The following is a 15,209-nucleotide window of genomic DNA, read 5'->3' on the forward strand; positions in this document are numbered from 1 at the left end:
TTTGTTCTAAAGTTCAAAAATAGGCTTTCTATTGGTTTGTGCAGAAAAAAGTTAGCATTTGTAGCCGAATTGATGGTAAAATCTGTCATCTTTCTCCTCACTATGTATGCTAAGATGGGCCTCAAACAAAACAATGATAAGCAACATGATAGATATATGCTTTTGAGAAAACATGCTATTGCATTTAACTGTTGAAGCTTCTATGGTGTATGTAACAGCAGTATCAATAAAATATTATAATGAAGACAGTTTATAACTTTTGACATAGCTGCAGTCGTATACATAGCAGAAATTTTTAGGCATCATATTTTTTGATTTTCAGATTATCAAGCCTGAAACAATACGTATAGGAATAGCTATTTTTTTCATTTTAGCAACAAATGATGTTCAGTTTTCAGAAAATTGGTTCAAATTTTGAATTAATTTTCACCGTTAACTTTAAACCTTAAAATTATGTACAAGAAGATTATTACTTTTTCAATAGCCGTTTTAATGATGGTGGCCTGTACAACAGTGCCTATAACAGGTCGCAGGCAGTTTAACCTGGTGTCTGATGCAGAGATGCAACAGCAAAGCTATGCTGCCTATAATGAGTTTATAAGTGAGAGCAAGATTTCAAATGATGCCCAGGCTACAGCCATGGTTAAACGTGTTGGAGTAAGGATAAAAGATGCCGTGGAGCGATACATGGCGCAGAATAATTTGTCTGATGAGCTGGCCGGGTTTGAGTGGGAATTTAATTTGGTGCAGGACGACCAGATAAACGCTTTTGCCATGGCTGGAGGTAAAACAGTAGTCTATAGTGGTATTCTGCCAGTGGCGCAAAATGAGACGGGTCTTGCTGTGGTAATGGGGCACGAGGTTGCGCACGCTATTGCCAAACATGGTAACGAACGTATGAGCCAGCAACTGGCGCAACAGTTTGGTAGCCAAACCCTGTCTACTTTGGCAGGAACAAATCCATCAACAGCGCAGAGTTTGGTTTATGCCATCTATGGCGTAGGCTCACAAGGCTTGTTGCTAAAGTATAGCCGCCAACAAGAATCAGAGGCAGATAAGCTGGGGCTCGTCTTTATGGCTATGGCAGGTTACGATCCGCAAGCTGCCGTACCTTTCTGGCAACGTATGGAGCAGCAGGCTGGTGGTGCCGGAACTCCTGAGTTTCTGTCAACGCACCCTAGCCCTGAAACGCGCCAGAGAGATCTGCAGAATTACATGTCAGAGGCCCTGAAATACTATAATGGAAATTAATAGCTAAAGCCATATGTCAGATAACACCCCAACTTATAACAGGCTTCTGTCTGTACTAAAACTTTCTATTCTTTTGCTTCTATTTGCTTGCGTCGGAAGTGCCTGTTCAGGCCGCGAGGCTTTTTCAGAGGAAAGCGAAGCTCAGGCAGAAGGAGAGGAGGTTATAGAAGAAGAACCTTATGACGGGAAGTTGCTGGCCCAGGTGGTATTTGATAGTATAGATTATATAGCGCCACGCCAGGAGTTGCTACAACCATTTATCCGTGAGTTCGGAGATGGCACAGTAGTAGACAAGGTAATGATAAACAAAGTGCAGGAGAGCAAGGAAGATGAGCCTGCCTATTATCTGGTAGGATTAGGGATACTAAATGGTGCTTTTAAATCTATGGCGCTCGAATTGGATGTGTCTTCTGATAATAGTTTATACCTCAGTAGTAAGGGGGAAAAGCATATTTGTGAGGCTGCAATAGATTGTAACTTTTGCTATTTTACTTTTTCAGGTAACAAAATTATTGGTTGTGAGTGCTCCAGCCGTGAGGCGGGTACGAATTGTAGACATACAGTTAGCCAGACTAATAACCTGCTGCAAGGAGTGGAGCTTCGGAATACAAGAAAAGATTAGCCACACTACCTGACAGTTTAGAGCTAAATTAAAAAGAGCGGTTTCCGGTATTAATCTGAAAGCCGCTCTTTTTAATTTGATAGGAAAAGTAACCATGTAAGGAAAAAATAAACCTTACTGCAAAAATACTGCACCGAACACAGGTGTTACGAAACCTGCATGCCACGCAACCTGATTCTGGTCAGTATCTTCTTGGTGTAAAGCGGGAATTCGCTCTTCATCATCCAGTCGTAGTAGCTTGGTTCTTTTTGTAGCACTTCCTCTACAGGCACATTTTTATATTTGCCAAAATTAAAGATTTCCTGTCCTGTATTGTTATAAGTAATTCTGCCTGATAAATCAGCTGATTTCTGAAACGTGAACTTATGTAGCTCAGCCATATCATTTTTTATAGGATATTCTTCCACACCCTCTGTAACCTCCAGAGGAGTGTTCTGGTAGCGGTCCAGTTGCGACATCAGAATATGATACGTGGCTACAGTATCAGCCTCGGCGCTATGAGCGTTATCCAGCTTCTTATCGCAGTAGAACTTATAGGCAGCAGACAGTGTGCGTTGCTCCATCATGTGAAATACACGGCAAACATCTACCACATGGCGGTTGTCCAGGTCAAAATCAATTCCTACACGTAAAAACTCTTCTGCCAGCAGCGGAATGTCAAAACGCACCAGGTTGTATCCTCCCAAATCACAGCCCTTCAGAAATTGCTCCAGGTCTTTAGCGATTTGCTGAAAAGTAGGACTGTCTTTTACATCCTCATCATATATCTTATGAATAAGGCTTGATTCCAGGGGAATAGGAATAGTGGGATTAACTTTTCTTGTTTTTAGAATTTCTTCTCCGTCAGGCTTAATCTTGAGTACACTTATTTCTACAATGCGGTCTTTGCAGATGTCGGTGCCAGTGGTTTCCAGGTCGAAGAAAACAATAGGGCGTTTCAGGTTCAGCTTCATAATAAGGATAGTTTCTGTTACAGAACCGCTTGAGTGAGCGCCTCTATGTTAATGTTATTGTAATTGCCTGAGCTCATAAGCAGCAGGTTTGTGCTTTGCCAGTTATAAGCTGCAAGATGTTTCTGCAGCGCTTGCGAGTCCGTGAATACTTTCAGGCGCGGGTTCTGGAAAGCTGCTTTCAGTTCTTCTTCTGTCAGCATTTCCATGCGCTTGTGCTCTATGGTTTTAGGGTTGAAATAAACAATGGGCTCATCTGCTGCATCCAGAGCATTAGCGTATTGAGGAATAAAGTTCTTGTTCAGGCTGCTGAAGGTATGTAATTCTATACAGGCAACTAGTTCCCGCTTCGGATACTGTTTCTTTACAGCCTCTGTTGTAGCTTTAACTTTAGAAGGCGCGTGGGCAAAATCACGGAAAATAATACTGTCTTCACTTTCTGCTATTTTCTCCAGCCGCTTTGCTGCACCTTTAAAGCTTTTTAATGCCTCGTAAAAGTCATGTCCTTTTATGCCGATTTTTTTACAAACTTCTTTGGCAGCACTAATATTACGCAGGTTATGCTCGCCAAAAAGCTGTATTTCTATGTCTCCGTCCTTTTTTGTGTGGAGTATGGTTTTGCCGTTTCTGATAGAATGTTCGTGTACGGTATAACCAATATAAGCAATGTCAGACGGGTTGCGCGGCACACTTACCAGTTGTACCTGCTCGTCATCCTGGTTGTAAATAAGCGTTCCTGCTTTAGGTGTCATTTCCGCAAAAATACGGAACTGATCCAGGTAAATCTTAGGGTCAGGAAATACGTTCATGTGGTCCCAACTAATACCGCTTATTACCCCAATGTGGTGGTTGTACAGGTGGAATTTAGGGATTCGCTTAATAGGGTCAGACAGATATTCATCCCCTTCAATAATAATAATAGGCGCCTTGTCTGTTAGTTTTACCATGCGGTCGAAGCCTTCCAGTTGTGCACCAACAGCATAATCGAAAAGGCGGCCCTGGTGCCGGAGCACGTGCATAATAATTGAGGTTATGGTTGTTTTACCATGACTTCCGCCAATTACAATGCGTTGTTTGTCTTTACTCTGTTCATATATGAACTCCGGAAAAGAATAGATCGGAATATTAAGCTCTTGTGCCCTTGCCAGTTCCGGGTTATCTACACGGGCATGCATTCCAAGAATAACTGCATCGGGACTGGTGTCCAGTTTTTCAGGAAACCAGCCTTCCTTTTCAGGAAGCAGGCCGGCAGCAGCCAGTCTGCTTTTAGCAGGTTCAAAAATTTCATCGTCAGAGCCGGTAATTTTCAGCCCTTTGTCGTGCAGCGCCAGTGCAAGGTTGTGCATAATGCTTCCACCGATGGCAATCAGGTGGATGTACTGTAATTCCTTCTTCTCCATATTCAGTGCTAAGATGGTTAGCAAGCCAGCAAATTTAAAATTCCTTCCCTAAATTAAAATAGCTATACGCTAATATGTGGATATCTTCTTGATTTTGTGGATTACTCTTGATGAATTGTGGATTGATTCGGAGCCTTTGTGTATTAAATTTGTGCTATGGAGGAAATGAAAATGAACGTGCGGCCAGCGACAAACCGTAATAACGGGTGGAATAAAAAAGCACCTGTAGTTTCGGAGCTGGGTAAAAAACCGCCGCAGGCACTTGATTTGGAAGAGGCTGTGCTAGGCGCTCTAATGCTGGAAAAAGATGCATTAACCACTGTTATTGATATCCTGCGCCCTCAGAGTTTTTATAAAGAGGCGCACCAGCGTATTTTTAAAGCCATTATTGCCCTGTTTGATAAGTCGGAACCGATTGATATTCTGACGGTTACGAACGAGTTGCGTAAGCAGGGCGAACTTGAGCTGGCTGGTGGAGCTTATTATGTAACGCAGCTTACAACACGCGTTAACTCTGCGGCTAACATTGAGTATCACGCACGTATCATTACAGAGAACTCTATAAAGCGTGATCTGATTTCAATTTCCTCAGAAGTGCTTGCCAATGCGTTTGAAGATACGACAGACGTGTTTGAACTGCTCGATAAAACAGAGGCAAAGCTATATGAAGTATCGGAGTCTAACATCCGGAAAAACTTCGACGACATGCGTTCTCTTATGCACCAGGCCCTGCAGGAGCTGGAAGAAAAGCGCAAGCAGGCAGATGGTTTAACGGGCGTGCCAAGTGGCCTTACGGCACTGGATCGTGTAACTTCTGGCTGGCAAAAGTCTGACTTAGTTATCCTGGCTGCCCGGCCTGCGATGGGTAAAACAGCCTTTGTGCTTTCCTGTATGCGGAATGCCGCTGTTGACTTTAGAAAAGGTGTCGCTATCTTCTCGCTGGAGATGTCTTCGCTGCAGCTTGTAAATCGTTTGATATCTTCTGAAGCAGAGTTGGAGTCAGAGAAGATTAAGAAAGGTAGCTTAGAGGAATATGAGTGGGCACAGCTGAATCATAAGATATCTAAATTAACTGAAGCGCCTATCTTTATTGACGATACACCTGGTCTTTCTATTCGTGAGTTGCGTACGAAGTGCCGCCGCCTGAAAGCTCAGTATGATATCCAGATGATTATTATTGACTACCTGCAGTTGATGAGCGGTAATGCCGAGGGCAAAGGCGGAGGAAACAGGGAGCAGGAAATTGCCTCTATTTCACGTGCCTTAAAAATGCTGGCAAAAGAGCTTAATGTACCCGTTATTGCGCTGTCACAGTTAAGCCGTGCCGTGGAAACCCGTGGTGGTGATAAGCGACCACAGCTGTCTGACCTTCGAGAATCTGGTTCCATAGAGCAGGATGCGGACATGGTACTCTTCCTGTACCGCCCGGAGTATTATGGCATCACAGAAGACGAAATGGGTAACCCAACAGCCGGAGTAGGAGAGGTTATTATAGCGAAGCACCGTAACGGTTCACTGGAAAACGTGCAACTGAAGTTTATTGGCAAGTACACCAAGTTTACCAACCTGGATGGTGACTTTGGAGGCGATGCCATGGGCGGCTTCAATCCTTTGCCAAACAGTAACTTTGATGATGATGTCCCTGGTGCTATTCGCTTAGGTAGCCGCATGAACGACGGTGGCAGCAATGGTGGAGGAGGCTTTCCTACCTCAAACTTTGACGAAGAACCTCCTTTTTAAGAGTAGTTTATATAGATATAAGCAACCGACGCCAAAGGTTGAAGAGCCGCTGCAAACTAGCAGTGGCTCTTTCTTTTTGTGTTGTTGATAATGCTAAAACTACGAAACCCACTCCACCTTTTCCTCCAGAGGTACAGTGCGTTTACCTTCGGGTACGGGTTTATCAGTATAGCCCAGGTATAGAATACCCAACACGAGGTCCTCTTCCTGTAGATTAAGGTATTCTTTCATGGCAGGATGGTAAGCCATACCGCCAGAGCCCCAATAGCTAGCTAAGCCCATGGCTGTAGCGCCTAATAGCAAGTTCTGAACAGCACAGGAGGTAGCTGCTATCTCTTCCAGCACAGGAATTTTAGGCAAGCTGCCACGCTGCATAATGGCTACAATCAGGTGTGAGGTTGCATCACCCATGTGTAGGAGTTTTTCATAGTTTACTTCCAGGAACTTTTCCGGATTCGAATTCTGCTTATACAGCTCGGCATGTGCCAGACAGAAATCTTTTACCTTGTCACCAGCATAAACTTTAAAGCGCCAAGGCTCTGTGTAGCCATGCGTTGGTGCCCAGTCTGCAAGTTCCAGCAGTTGTTTTACCTGCTCATCCGGAATGTGCTGCCCATTCATCTGGGGCGGCTTTACAGTTCTCCTGTTTTGAATAACATTGCTTATGCTTGAGAATAATTCATTCATTATTACATTCTGTATTATGTTGTCTGCAAAAGTAAGCTGCCTTTCTAAAGATGTACAGCATAATCTGATCTCTTTTATAGTTAAATAGACAGGTAAAGGTTAAATAAAAACAAAAAGGCTAAACTGCGGGTGGAAAATCTCCGGCAGTTTAGCCTTTTAATTGCTCAATAAGCAGGACTTATTTTAGCTTAAGCTCGCCTAAAATCTGATCAATTTTCTGTTTTAGTTTTTGCTCAGTGGCGTCAAAATCTTCTTTTGAAGAAAGAGGTTCATTCACGCTGATGTAGAACTTAATCTTTGGTTCTGTACCTGAAGGACGCGCTGAAATTTTGCTGCCGTCTTCAGTTAGGTATTGCAACACGTTGGAGCTTTCCAGGTCTAATTTGCTCTCCTCGCCGGTTTGCAGGTTTTTACGCGTGCTGAATTTGTAGTCACTCACAACTGCTACTTTAGAACCAGCCAATGTCTGAGGTGGGTTACTGCGCATTTCAGACATCATTTGCTGAATCTCTTCGGCACCACGCATACCTTTTTTAGTGATAGACACTAATTCTTCTTTGTAGAAGCCGTATTTGCTGTACATTTCCACCATCATTTCATACAGGCTCTGACCATTGTCTTTTGCCACGGCAGCCATTTCAGCAATCAAGGCGCAGGACGAGATGGCATCTTTATCGCGTACAAAGTCACCTGCCAAGTAACCGTAGCTCTCCTCTCCACCACCAATGTAGGTTTCCTTGCCTTCCAGCTCACGAATAATAGCAGCAATATATTTAAAACCGGTTAAGGTCTCGTACATTTTGACATTGTAGCTATCAGCAATCTTCTTAATCAGGTCAGTCGTAACAATTGTTTTTACCACATATTCTTTGCCCGTCAGCTTGTCAGCTTTCTGCCAAGCCTGAAGTAGGTAATTAATAAGTAAAGAACCAGTCTGGTTACCATTCAGTAAGACAAACTCACCTTTCAGGTTTTTAACGGCAATACCCACTCGGTCAGAGTCAGGGTCAGTAGCCAGTACGAGGTCTGCATCCAGCTCCTCTGCTTTTTTCATGGCTAAAGTCATTGCCTCTTTCTCCTCCGGGTTTGGGTATACAACCGTCGGGAAGTTACCATTTGGCTCAGCCTGTTCTGCTACAACATGAATATTCTTAAAGCCGAAACGCTCTAGTACCTTTGGTACCAATGTAATACCTGTACCGTGAATCGGAGTGTAAACAACCTTAAGGTCCTGCTGACGCTTGATAGCATCCTGTGAGATAGACAAGCTCTGTACCCTTTCGAGGTAAGCATTATCCACTTCCTCACTAACCATTTCTATATTCTCCGGCTTAGCCTCGAATTTAACATCATCTATAGAAGTGATCTTATTTACCTCTGCTATGATATTTTTATCGTGAGGAGCAACAACCTGTCCACCGTCGTTCCAGTAAGCTTTGTAGCCGTTATATTCTTTGGGGTTATGTGATGCTGTTATCACTACTCCGCTTTGGCAACCCAGGTGGCGGATAGCAAAAGACAATTCTGGAGTTGGGCGAAGTGCTTCAAAAAGGTAAACTTTAATATCGTTTGCAGAGAAAATATCTGCTGTTACGCGGGCAAACTTATCTGAATTGTTACGGCTGTCGTGGGCTATAGCCACTTTTATCTGCTGGTCAGGGAAGTTTTGCTTCAGGTAGTTGCAAAGGCCTTGTGTGGCCATACCCAATGTATAACGGTTCATACGGTTGCTGCCTGCACCCATAATGCCACGCAAGCCACCCGTTCCAAACTCTAAATCTTTGTAAAAAGCATCTGCAAGAGCATCATCTTCATTTTTATCAAGCAGCTCTCTGATTTCAGCTTTGGTGGCTTCATCATAGTTGCCTGATAGCCACGAGTCAATTTTTTGACGTATACTAGTCTCAATCATAGTGTTTTATATTTCCCTTAGTGATAGTGCTACAAGAGCAGTAATTAGTTACGCTGTTTCTTATGTTGCCTATAACAATTATAAGAGTTCTTGTAAATATATTAAAATCAAAATAAAGCATTTTAGCTTAATATTACATGGCGTAATACAATATTTTTAGATTAAATTACCTGAAAAGCCAGCCTTAGGCAACAGATGCAAAGGAGTACTTAAAAACGGCTAATAATGTTGCTTAAACTTAAGCAACCAGAGAGGCTGAAAGTTTTCACTGGTAGAGCGACTACTAAAATATACTTAAGCTACATAAGCATAAAATGTTATTAATTATAGTTTTAGCGTTACGCTGCGGTGTTGCCCGGAGGCTATAAATTGCCCCTGTTCTGTAAATTATCTTTTGTTTACTTGCAATTGCTAGGGCATAGTTTCAACTTTGTAAAAAAACAACGCAAAATCTATGGACGCAACTGCCTTAAATAACGCTTTAGTCGCAATCATAAAGAAGAAAGAAGAACTGAATGCCCTTGATTACAACGATGAACGTTACGATGACATTGAGGAGGAACTGCATGATCTGGAAGACGATTTCAACGATGATTATGGTGACTATTTAGAAGATGCGCTGGAGGACGTACATGGTAAACTGCGTTCTGATGCTGATATTCTGTTACCAACTGCTTACCTGACTAGTTCTCTGGATGGATCTGCTGTAACGCCAAGTGGTGAGAAAGAAGGCGTTTGGATAGAATCAGATGAATTTCCGAATGTGGAAATGCGCCTGGTGTTAATAGCAAACCCTGCCCGCTTTGTCGTACTTATCGGAGACCAGCAGCGTGTACTCTGGACAGCAGAATAATAGTTTTATCTACAACTGATTTTTTGTCTTAACTTTTTAAGTGAGGGCTTTTATAAGCCGCACTTTCCAATGCAGTAGCAGAGGTAGGTGCGGCTTTGTTATTAGCTAAGAAGTTTGCTGCCCTGTTCTTGTTACGTATGGGTGTAAATGGTAGAAATACTTATATTAGATGAGTAATGTTTTGTGTATTATGATATTGGGAGAGAAGTCAAGGACTAGTATTGGAAGCGTTCAAGCCTGCCTTAGTTAAAGTGTTCAGTTATAAACTTGATGTAAATTTAAAGTTATGCCTCCGTCATCAATAGTTCAGTTTCGTACATGCATCAACCGCCTAGAGCATCTGCTTGGAGTACATTACCTGGAGATTCCGCAGGAAGTAGTGCAGCAATTAAGTGGCAAATTTAAGGTAAGGTTGCTATGCACTGTCAATAGTACGCTTACGTTTCCATGTGGATTGGTTGCTTTGGGAGGCGGTATGGCTTATATCAGCATCAACAATAAGCGGATGAAGCAGTTGAAAGCCAGGAGTGGAGATGAAGTTGAGGTGTTACTGGAGAAAGATAACAGCGAGTTTGGCGTAGAAATGCCTGAGGAACTGGCAGAGTTGCTGGAGCAGGACGACGAGGGGAGGAGGCGTTTTAAAAAATTGGCACCGGGTAAGCAAAGGTATATCATTCAATATGTTTCTTCCGTTAAAAGCTGTCAGTTGCGCATAGATCGTTCTGTTATGCTGATTGAAAACCTGAAAGCACTTCCTGTCGGCAAGGAATCTTTTAGGGGTATATGGGGGCATTAAGAGCAAGTAAAATTAAGTCTGTTTAGGCTCATCAGGAACTACAGTTCTCTTAACCTGAAGAGCGTATCTTTTAAGAGCTGCGCCTTTTATAAAACAAGCTTACTTATTGTTATAACTGTTATTTAAGATAAAACCAGATAAATGCCATTTACATTTTCACATCCAGCTGTTGTGTTACCTTTAAACTACCTGCCTAAAGGATGGTTTTCTATGACAGGTTTAATAATTGGTAGTATGGCACCTGACTTTGAGAAGTTTATTAGGATGGGCGCTCATAATACCAACAGCCACACATGGCAAAGTATTTTCTGGTTTAACCTGCCATTGGGCATTGTGCTTTCTTTTGTGTTTCATATAATAGTACGGGATGTCCTGATAGATAATCTGCCTGGCTTTTTAAAGAAGAGGCTCGATAGGTTTAAGAATGTTGATTGGCGAAGCCATTTCAGGAAACACTATTTCATTATTATTATTTCTATTATTATTGGTGCTGTATCACACATTGCCCTCGATAGTTTTACCCACTCACATGGCGCTTTCGTTAGATGGCTACCTTTTTTGAAAGCCCGAGTGCCAATAGGGCACCGTTGGGTTGCAATTTATAACCTGATGCAGTTTGGAGGATCATTTATAGGAGCTTTAATTGTTTTTTATGCTATTATGCTGCTGCCTAAAGATGAAACAGTAAGGCAAAACAGTTATGGCAAAATGCTTAAGTACTGGGTTACGGTAGCTTTAGTGGCGTTAGTAGTTCTTGTTTTCAGGCTTAAAACAAGTTTAGACCTGCATGAACACCGGGATCTGCTCATCACATCTATCTCTGCCGGACTTATAAGTTTAATAGTGTCGCCTTTGCTGTTGAGAAAGAGTCAACTGCAGCGGAAGCCTTAGGAGAATTAACTTCTAATAGCTATATTACTTTCTGTTTCTTACTTAGTTTTATTCTGCAGCAGTTTGCTGTAGTATATTCACCTCAACTAATTAATTAATGGAAAGTCCAAAATTACTAATCACGAGTGCCCTTTTTTCAATTTCTCTTTTTACGAGTCATTTGGTTAGTGCCCAGTCGTACAAAAAACTGCACCAGAATGCTGTTGTGGTAGACACTCATAACGACGTGCTTATCTCTGTACTGGAAGGCCTGAAAATAGAAGACGATCTTAGAGGTAAAACTCACTCAGACCTGGCAAGGTTTAAAGAGGGTGGAGTGGATGTTCAGTTTTTTTCTGTCTGGTGTGATGAGAGCTACGGAGAGGATACTGCCTTTAAATTTGCCAATGAACAGATAGATTCTCTGGATGCCATTATTGCTCGAAACCCGGGCAAAATGATGAAAGTCAGAACTCCGGCTGAGCTTAATGCTGCTGTAAAGCAGAAAAGGCTGGCAAGCCTGGTTGGTGTAGAAGGTGGACACATGATAGAACATAATCTTAAATACTTGGATAGTCTGTACAGTCGTGGGGTCAGGTACATGACCTTAACCTGGAATAATTCCACCTCCTGGGCATCTTCTGCCATGGACGAGGCACAAGGCACAGTACCAAACCCAGAAAAAGGCTTAAACGACTTTGGCAAGCAGGTAGTGCAGCGCATGAATGACTTAGGTATGATGGTAGATCTTAGTCATGTGGGGGAGCAGACCTTCTGGGATGCCATTAACACTACTTCTAAGCCTGTGCTCGTTTCACATAGCTGTGTGTATAATATCTGCTCTCACTTCCGAAACCTGAAAGATGACCAGATAAAAGCCGTTGCCAAAAATGGTGGTGTCATTCAGCTTAACTTCTATTCCGGGTTCCTGGACTGTAATTTTAATGATCGCCTTGATCAGTTTATTCAAAAGCATCAGACAGAGATCGATTCCTTAAATCAGCAAAATAAATCCAGTATTCAGATATGGGAGTGGATGGAAGAAGAGTATCCGGAAGAGGCAAAAGATGTGCGTCCTCCTTTATCACTGCTGATGGACCACCTGGAGTATATCATAAATCTGGTAGGTGTTGATTATGTAGGTTTAGGGTCAGATTTTGATGGGATTACGTCAGCTCCGCAACAACTGGATGGTGTAGAAGATTTGCCTGTTATCACCAGAGAATTCGTTGCCAGAGGGTACAGTAAGCAAGATATCAATAAAATCCTTGGAGGCAATCTACTAAGAGTGTTTCAGGCAAACTCAAAGTAAGCACAGAATGTCAGCAGTGCTGGATAATAATGGCTACGCTGCCGAACATTAATCTCTGAAAAATAAGGACATAATTACAGCCTAACTATTAACCTAAATTAACTTCTAACCTATGCCCCAAAGATTTGTCTTAACCTTTTACCTGCTCATTGCCTTTTGCCTGATTAACAGTTGCAGCCCCAAAACCACGGAAACGGCCTCCGCGAAAGATTTTAAACTTATGGAGGCTACCATAGCCAGTATTCATCAGGCTTTTGAAGAAGGAAACTGCAATTGCGAACAGTTAGTGACAGCCTATCTGGAACGTATTGAAAAATATGATCAGCCAAGTAAGCTCAACGCTATTGTAGTTACCAATCCGGAGGCACTTACTATAGCCAAGCAACTGGACGCAGAATATGCCAGCTCCCAAAAGCTGCGGAAACTGCATTGTATACCTGTTATTGTTAAAGATAACTATAATACAAAAGGCTTACAGACCACAGCTGGTTCCCTGGCCCTGAAAGGCTTTGAGCCATCAGATGATGCTTACCAGGTTAGGGTACTGAAGGAAGCAGGAGCTATCGTGTTGGCTAAGTCTAACATGGCGGAGTGGGCTTTCAGCCCTATGGTAACTATCAGTTCCATTGCAGGCGAAACCTTGAACCCTTACAACCTGAACCATGTTCCGGCTGGCTCCAGTGGAGGTACAGCTGCTGCCGTAGCAGCTAATTTCGGTACTGTAGGTCTTGGAACAGACACTGGTAACTCCATCAGGGGCCCATCTTCTCATAATGCGCTTGTTGGTTTTCGTTCTACATTAGGATTAACCAGCAGGGCAGGTATAGCGCCGCTGTATCTCCGCAACGATGTAGGAGGGCCAATGGCCAGAACGGTAGAAGACGCGACTAAGATATTAGAGGTAATTGCCGGGTATGATCCTGCTGATCCGCTTACCAAACACAGCGAGGGCAAAGTGCCTTCCAGTTACCGTCAGTTCCTGTACAAAGACGGATTAAAAGGTGCCCGTATAGGAGTACTTAGAGTCTTAAGTGAAAAGAACCCAGACCCGCAGGTTAAAGCGCTGTTTGAGCAGGCAATTGTGGATTTGAGAAACTTAGGTGCCGAAATTGTAGACCCCATAGAAATAGCAAACTTCGACAGTTTAAGTTCGGACCAGTGGTGCTCCGTGTTTCAGCATGATGTAAATGAGTATCTGGCATCTTTGGGAGAGAATGTGCCAGTGAAGAACCTGCAGGAAATTGTTTCTTCCGGTAAATATGCTCCTTACATAGAAGAGAACCTAAAGTACCACCTGAACCATGAGAACAGTGCAGAAGCTGGTTTTCATGCCTGCTCCGATGCTTACTCAGATCCTAAACGAATTGCTTTCAGAAAGGCTATGGTAGAGGTAATGGATAGATATAAATTAGGAGCTGTTGTTTACCCTACCTGGAACAATCCTCCAGCCAAAGTGGGAGACTTTGAAGGCTACAAAGGAGACAACAGCCAACTTATTGCGCCACATACAGGGCAGCCTGCTTTTACTGTGCCTATGGGTTTTACTTATGATAACTTACCGGCTGGGCTGCAGTTTCTGGGAAGGCCTTTTGATGAACCGACACTAATTAAGTATACTTACTCATATGAGCAAGGTACAAAGCACCGGAAAGCACCAGCACGCTTTCCGGCTCTGTCTGAGAGCGAAGCATCAAGATAAGATAAAAATTTATACTAGTGCAAAAGCAAGAGCGGCCACTGGAGTATAGTGGCCGCTCTTGCTTTTGCACTAATTTTAGTAACCTAACTTCTGGCGCACGCGCTGTAAAACCGGCGTTGCAATTGCTTTGGCTTTTTCAGCACCTAAATGTAGTTTCTTGTCTACTTCTGCTAAGTTAGACATATAGTAATTAAAGAGTTCTCTCTCTTTTGCGTATTTGGTTTTGATAAGCTCAAACAGCTCCTGCTTGGCATGCCCGTAACCGTAGCCTCCATTTAAGTAATTTTGTCGCATAGTGGCCACTTGATCAGGGGAGGCAAACAAGCTGTACAATTTAAACGTCGTATCATTATCAGGGTCTTTAGGAGCCTCCAGCGGGGTGCTGTCCGAGATGATACTCATAATGGTTTTGCGAAGTGGTTTGTCAGCCTCAAAGATGTCAATAATATTGCCATACGACTTGCTCATTTTTTCGCCGTTGATACCAGGCACCGTCATTACGGTTTCATCAGTTTTTGCTTCTGGCAAAACAAATGTTTCCCCATAAATGTGGTTGAAGGAGCTGGCGATATCGCGGGTAATTTCCAGGTGCTGAATCTGGTCTTTGCCTACAGGTACAACATTGGCATCATACATTAATATGTCTGCGGCCATTAGTACAGGATAGGTAAATAAGCCTGCATTAACATCGGACAGGCCACGTCGGCTCGACTTATCTTTGAAAGAATGTGCATTAGCCAGCATTGGGTAAGGCGCAAAGCAGCTCAGGTACCAGGTTAGTTCTGTTACCATTGGTACATCAGACTGACGGTAAAAAACGTGCTTATCAGTGTCGAAACCAAAGGCAAGCCAGGCTGCAGCAACTGAGTATGTATTATGTCGCAGTACCTCCGCATCGCGGATGGTTGTAAGCGAATGCATATCAGCAATAAAGAATAATGCTTCCTGATCAGAGGTTTTAGACAGCTCCACAGCAGGGATAATAGCCCCCAGCAGGTTGCCCAGGTGAGGTCTGCCCGTGCTTTGGATTCCGGTAAGGTAACGTGCCATATACAGTATATTTGTGTTCAGGCGCAAAAATAACGCAAAATGCCGGAAATTTGCCTAGTTAAACTTT

At 43.0% G+C, this 15,209-nt stretch carries 13 protein-coding genes; 8 read left to right on the forward strand and 5 right to left on the reverse strand.

Translation table 11 applies throughout. The features are described 5' to 3' along the window. Positions 1-453: 453 nt before the first annotated feature. On the forward strand, positions 454-1,251 hold the full coding sequence (locus tag LN995_RS00745; protein WP_229957410.1) for a M48 family metallopeptidase: 798 nt from the start codon (positions 454-456) through the stop codon (positions 1,249-1,251). Between the two features lie 13 nt (positions 1,252-1,264). Beyond that, complete coding sequence (locus tag LN995_RS00750; RefSeq protein WP_229957411.1) at positions 1,265-1,873, forward strand: hypothetical protein; 609 nt, start codon at positions 1,265-1,267, stop codon at positions 1,871-1,873. A gap of 146 nt (positions 1,874-2,019) precedes the next feature. On the opposite strand, the gene LN995_RS00755 is transcribed toward LN995_RS00750, so the two are convergent. Beyond that, entirely contained in the window at positions 2,020-2,826 is an 807-nt protein-coding gene (locus LN995_RS00755; RefSeq protein WP_229957412.1) for a 3'-5' exonuclease, read from the reverse strand. 17 nt (positions 2,827-2,843) lie between these two features. Then, a complete protein-coding gene (locus LN995_RS00760; protein ID WP_229957413.1) occupies positions 2,844-4,223 on the reverse strand; it encodes a UDP-N-acetylmuramate--L-alanine ligase in 1,380 nt (459 codons plus the stop codon). A 156-nt stretch (positions 4,224-4,379) separates the two neighbouring features. On the opposite strand from LN995_RS00760, the gene dnaB reads away from it, so the two are divergent. Further along, positions 4,380-5,963, forward strand: coding sequence for a replicative DNA helicase (dnaB, locus tag LN995_RS00765; protein WP_229957414.1), 1,584 nt, complete (start codon positions 4,380-4,382; stop codon positions 5,961-5,963). Positions 5,964-6,062: 99 nt separating this feature from the next. Here dnaB and LN995_RS00770 read toward each other — a convergent pair whose 3' ends face one another. Both LN995_RS00770 and LN995_RS00775 read right to left on the reverse strand, forming a co-directional pair. Next, a complete protein-coding gene (locus LN995_RS00770) occupies positions 6,063-6,650 on the reverse strand; it encodes a nitroreductase family protein (RefSeq protein WP_229957415.1) in 588 nt (195 codons plus the stop codon). A gap of 178 nt (positions 6,651-6,828) precedes the next feature. Further along, a complete protein-coding gene (locus tag LN995_RS00775; protein WP_229957417.1) occupies positions 6,829-8,562 on the reverse strand; it encodes a phospho-sugar mutase in 1,734 nt (577 codons plus the stop codon). A 454-nt stretch (positions 8,563-9,016) separates the two neighbouring features. On the opposite strand from LN995_RS00775, the gene LN995_RS00780 reads away from it, so the two are divergent. The 5 genes from LN995_RS00780 (at position 9,017) to LN995_RS00800 (ending at position 14,092) form a co-directional block, all read left to right on the forward strand. Continuing rightward, on the forward strand, positions 9,017-9,415 hold the full coding sequence (locus LN995_RS00780) for a hypothetical protein (protein WP_229957419.1): 399 nt from the start codon (positions 9,017-9,019) through the stop codon (positions 9,413-9,415). Between the two features lie 286 nt (positions 9,416-9,701). Beyond that, the gene (locus LN995_RS00785) at positions 9,702-10,211 is read left to right on the forward strand and encodes a YdeI/OmpD-associated family protein (protein WP_229957420.1); all 510 of its coding nucleotides are present in this window, start codon (positions 9,702-9,704) and stop codon (positions 10,209-10,211) included. Positions 10,212-10,352: 141 nt separating this feature from the next. Next, positions 10,353-11,102: a DUF4184 family protein gene (locus LN995_RS00790; protein WP_229957422.1), complete on the forward strand. Its 750-nt coding sequence runs from the start codon at positions 10,353-10,355 to the stop codon at positions 11,100-11,102. A 97-nt stretch (positions 11,103-11,199) separates the two neighbouring features. Further along, the gene (locus LN995_RS00795) at positions 11,200-12,393 is read left to right on the forward strand and encodes a dipeptidase (RefSeq protein WP_229957424.1); all 1,194 of its coding nucleotides are present in this window, start codon (positions 11,200-11,202) and stop codon (positions 12,391-12,393) included. Positions 12,394-12,505: 112 nt separating this feature from the next. After that, positions 12,506-14,092 (forward strand): amidase family protein, encoded by a 1,587-nt coding sequence (locus tag LN995_RS00800; RefSeq protein ID WP_229957426.1) that lies wholly within the window; start codon positions 12,506-12,508, stop codon positions 14,090-14,092. 75 nt (positions 14,093-14,167) lie between these two features. On the opposite strand, the gene trpS is transcribed toward LN995_RS00800, so the two are convergent. Continuing rightward, entirely contained in the window at positions 14,168-15,142 is a 975-nt protein-coding gene (gene trpS, locus LN995_RS00805) for a tryptophan--tRNA ligase (RefSeq protein WP_229957428.1), read from the reverse strand. Between the last annotated feature and the right edge of the window lie 67 nt (positions 15,143-15,209).

It is taken from the genome of Pontibacter silvestris (assembly GCF_020907275.1).
In the GTDB taxonomy this organism is placed as follows: Bacteria; Bacteroidota; Bacteroidia; order Cytophagales; family Hymenobacteraceae; genus Pontibacter; species Pontibacter silvestris.

Bases quoted from the DNA above. Each gene is read 5' to 3' on its own strand.
- LN995_RS00780 (WP_229957419.1), top strand. From the start codon at position 9,017: ATGGACGCAACTGCCTTAAATAACGCTTTAGTCGCAATCATAAAGAAG.
- LN995_RS00750 (WP_229957411.1), top strand. From the start codon at position 1,265: ATGTCAGATAACACCCCAACTTATAACAGGCTTCTGTCTGTACTAAAA.
- LN995_RS00795 (WP_229957424.1), top strand. From the start codon at position 11,200: ATGGAAAGTCCAAAATTACTAATCACGAGTGCCCTTTTTTCAATTTCT.
- trpS (WP_229957428.1), bottom strand. From the start codon at position 15,142: ATGGCACGTTACCTTACCGGAATCCAAAGCACGGGCAGACCTCACCTG.
- dnaB (WP_229957414.1), top strand. From the start codon at position 4,380: ATGGAGGAAATGAAAATGAACGTGCGGCCAGCGACAAACCGTAATAAC.
- LN995_RS00760 (WP_229957413.1), bottom strand. From the start codon at position 4,223: ATGGAGAAGAAGGAATTACAGTACATCCACCTGATTGCCATCGGTGGA.
- LN995_RS00755 (WP_229957412.1), bottom strand. From the start codon at position 2,826: ATGAAGCTGAACCTGAAACGCCCTATTGTTTTCTTCGACCTGGAAACC.
- LN995_RS00770 (WP_229957415.1), bottom strand. From the start codon at position 6,650: ATGAATGAATTATTCTCAAGCATAAGCAATGTTATTCAAAACAGGAGA.
- LN995_RS00800 (WP_229957426.1), top strand. From the start codon at position 12,506: ATGCCCCAAAGATTTGTCTTAACCTTTTACCTGCTCATTGCCTTTTGC.
- LN995_RS00790 (WP_229957422.1), top strand. From the start codon at position 10,353: ATGCCATTTACATTTTCACATCCAGCTGTTGTGTTACCTTTAAACTAC.
- LN995_RS00775 (WP_229957417.1), bottom strand. From the start codon at position 8,562: ATGATTGAGACTAGTATACGTCAAAAAATTGACTCGTGGCTATCAGGC.
- LN995_RS00745 (WP_229957410.1), top strand. From the start codon at position 454: ATGTACAAGAAGATTATTACTTTTTCAATAGCCGTTTTAATGATGGTG.
- LN995_RS00785 (WP_229957420.1), top strand. From the start codon at position 9,702: ATGCCTCCGTCATCAATAGTTCAGTTTCGTACATGCATCAACCGCCTA.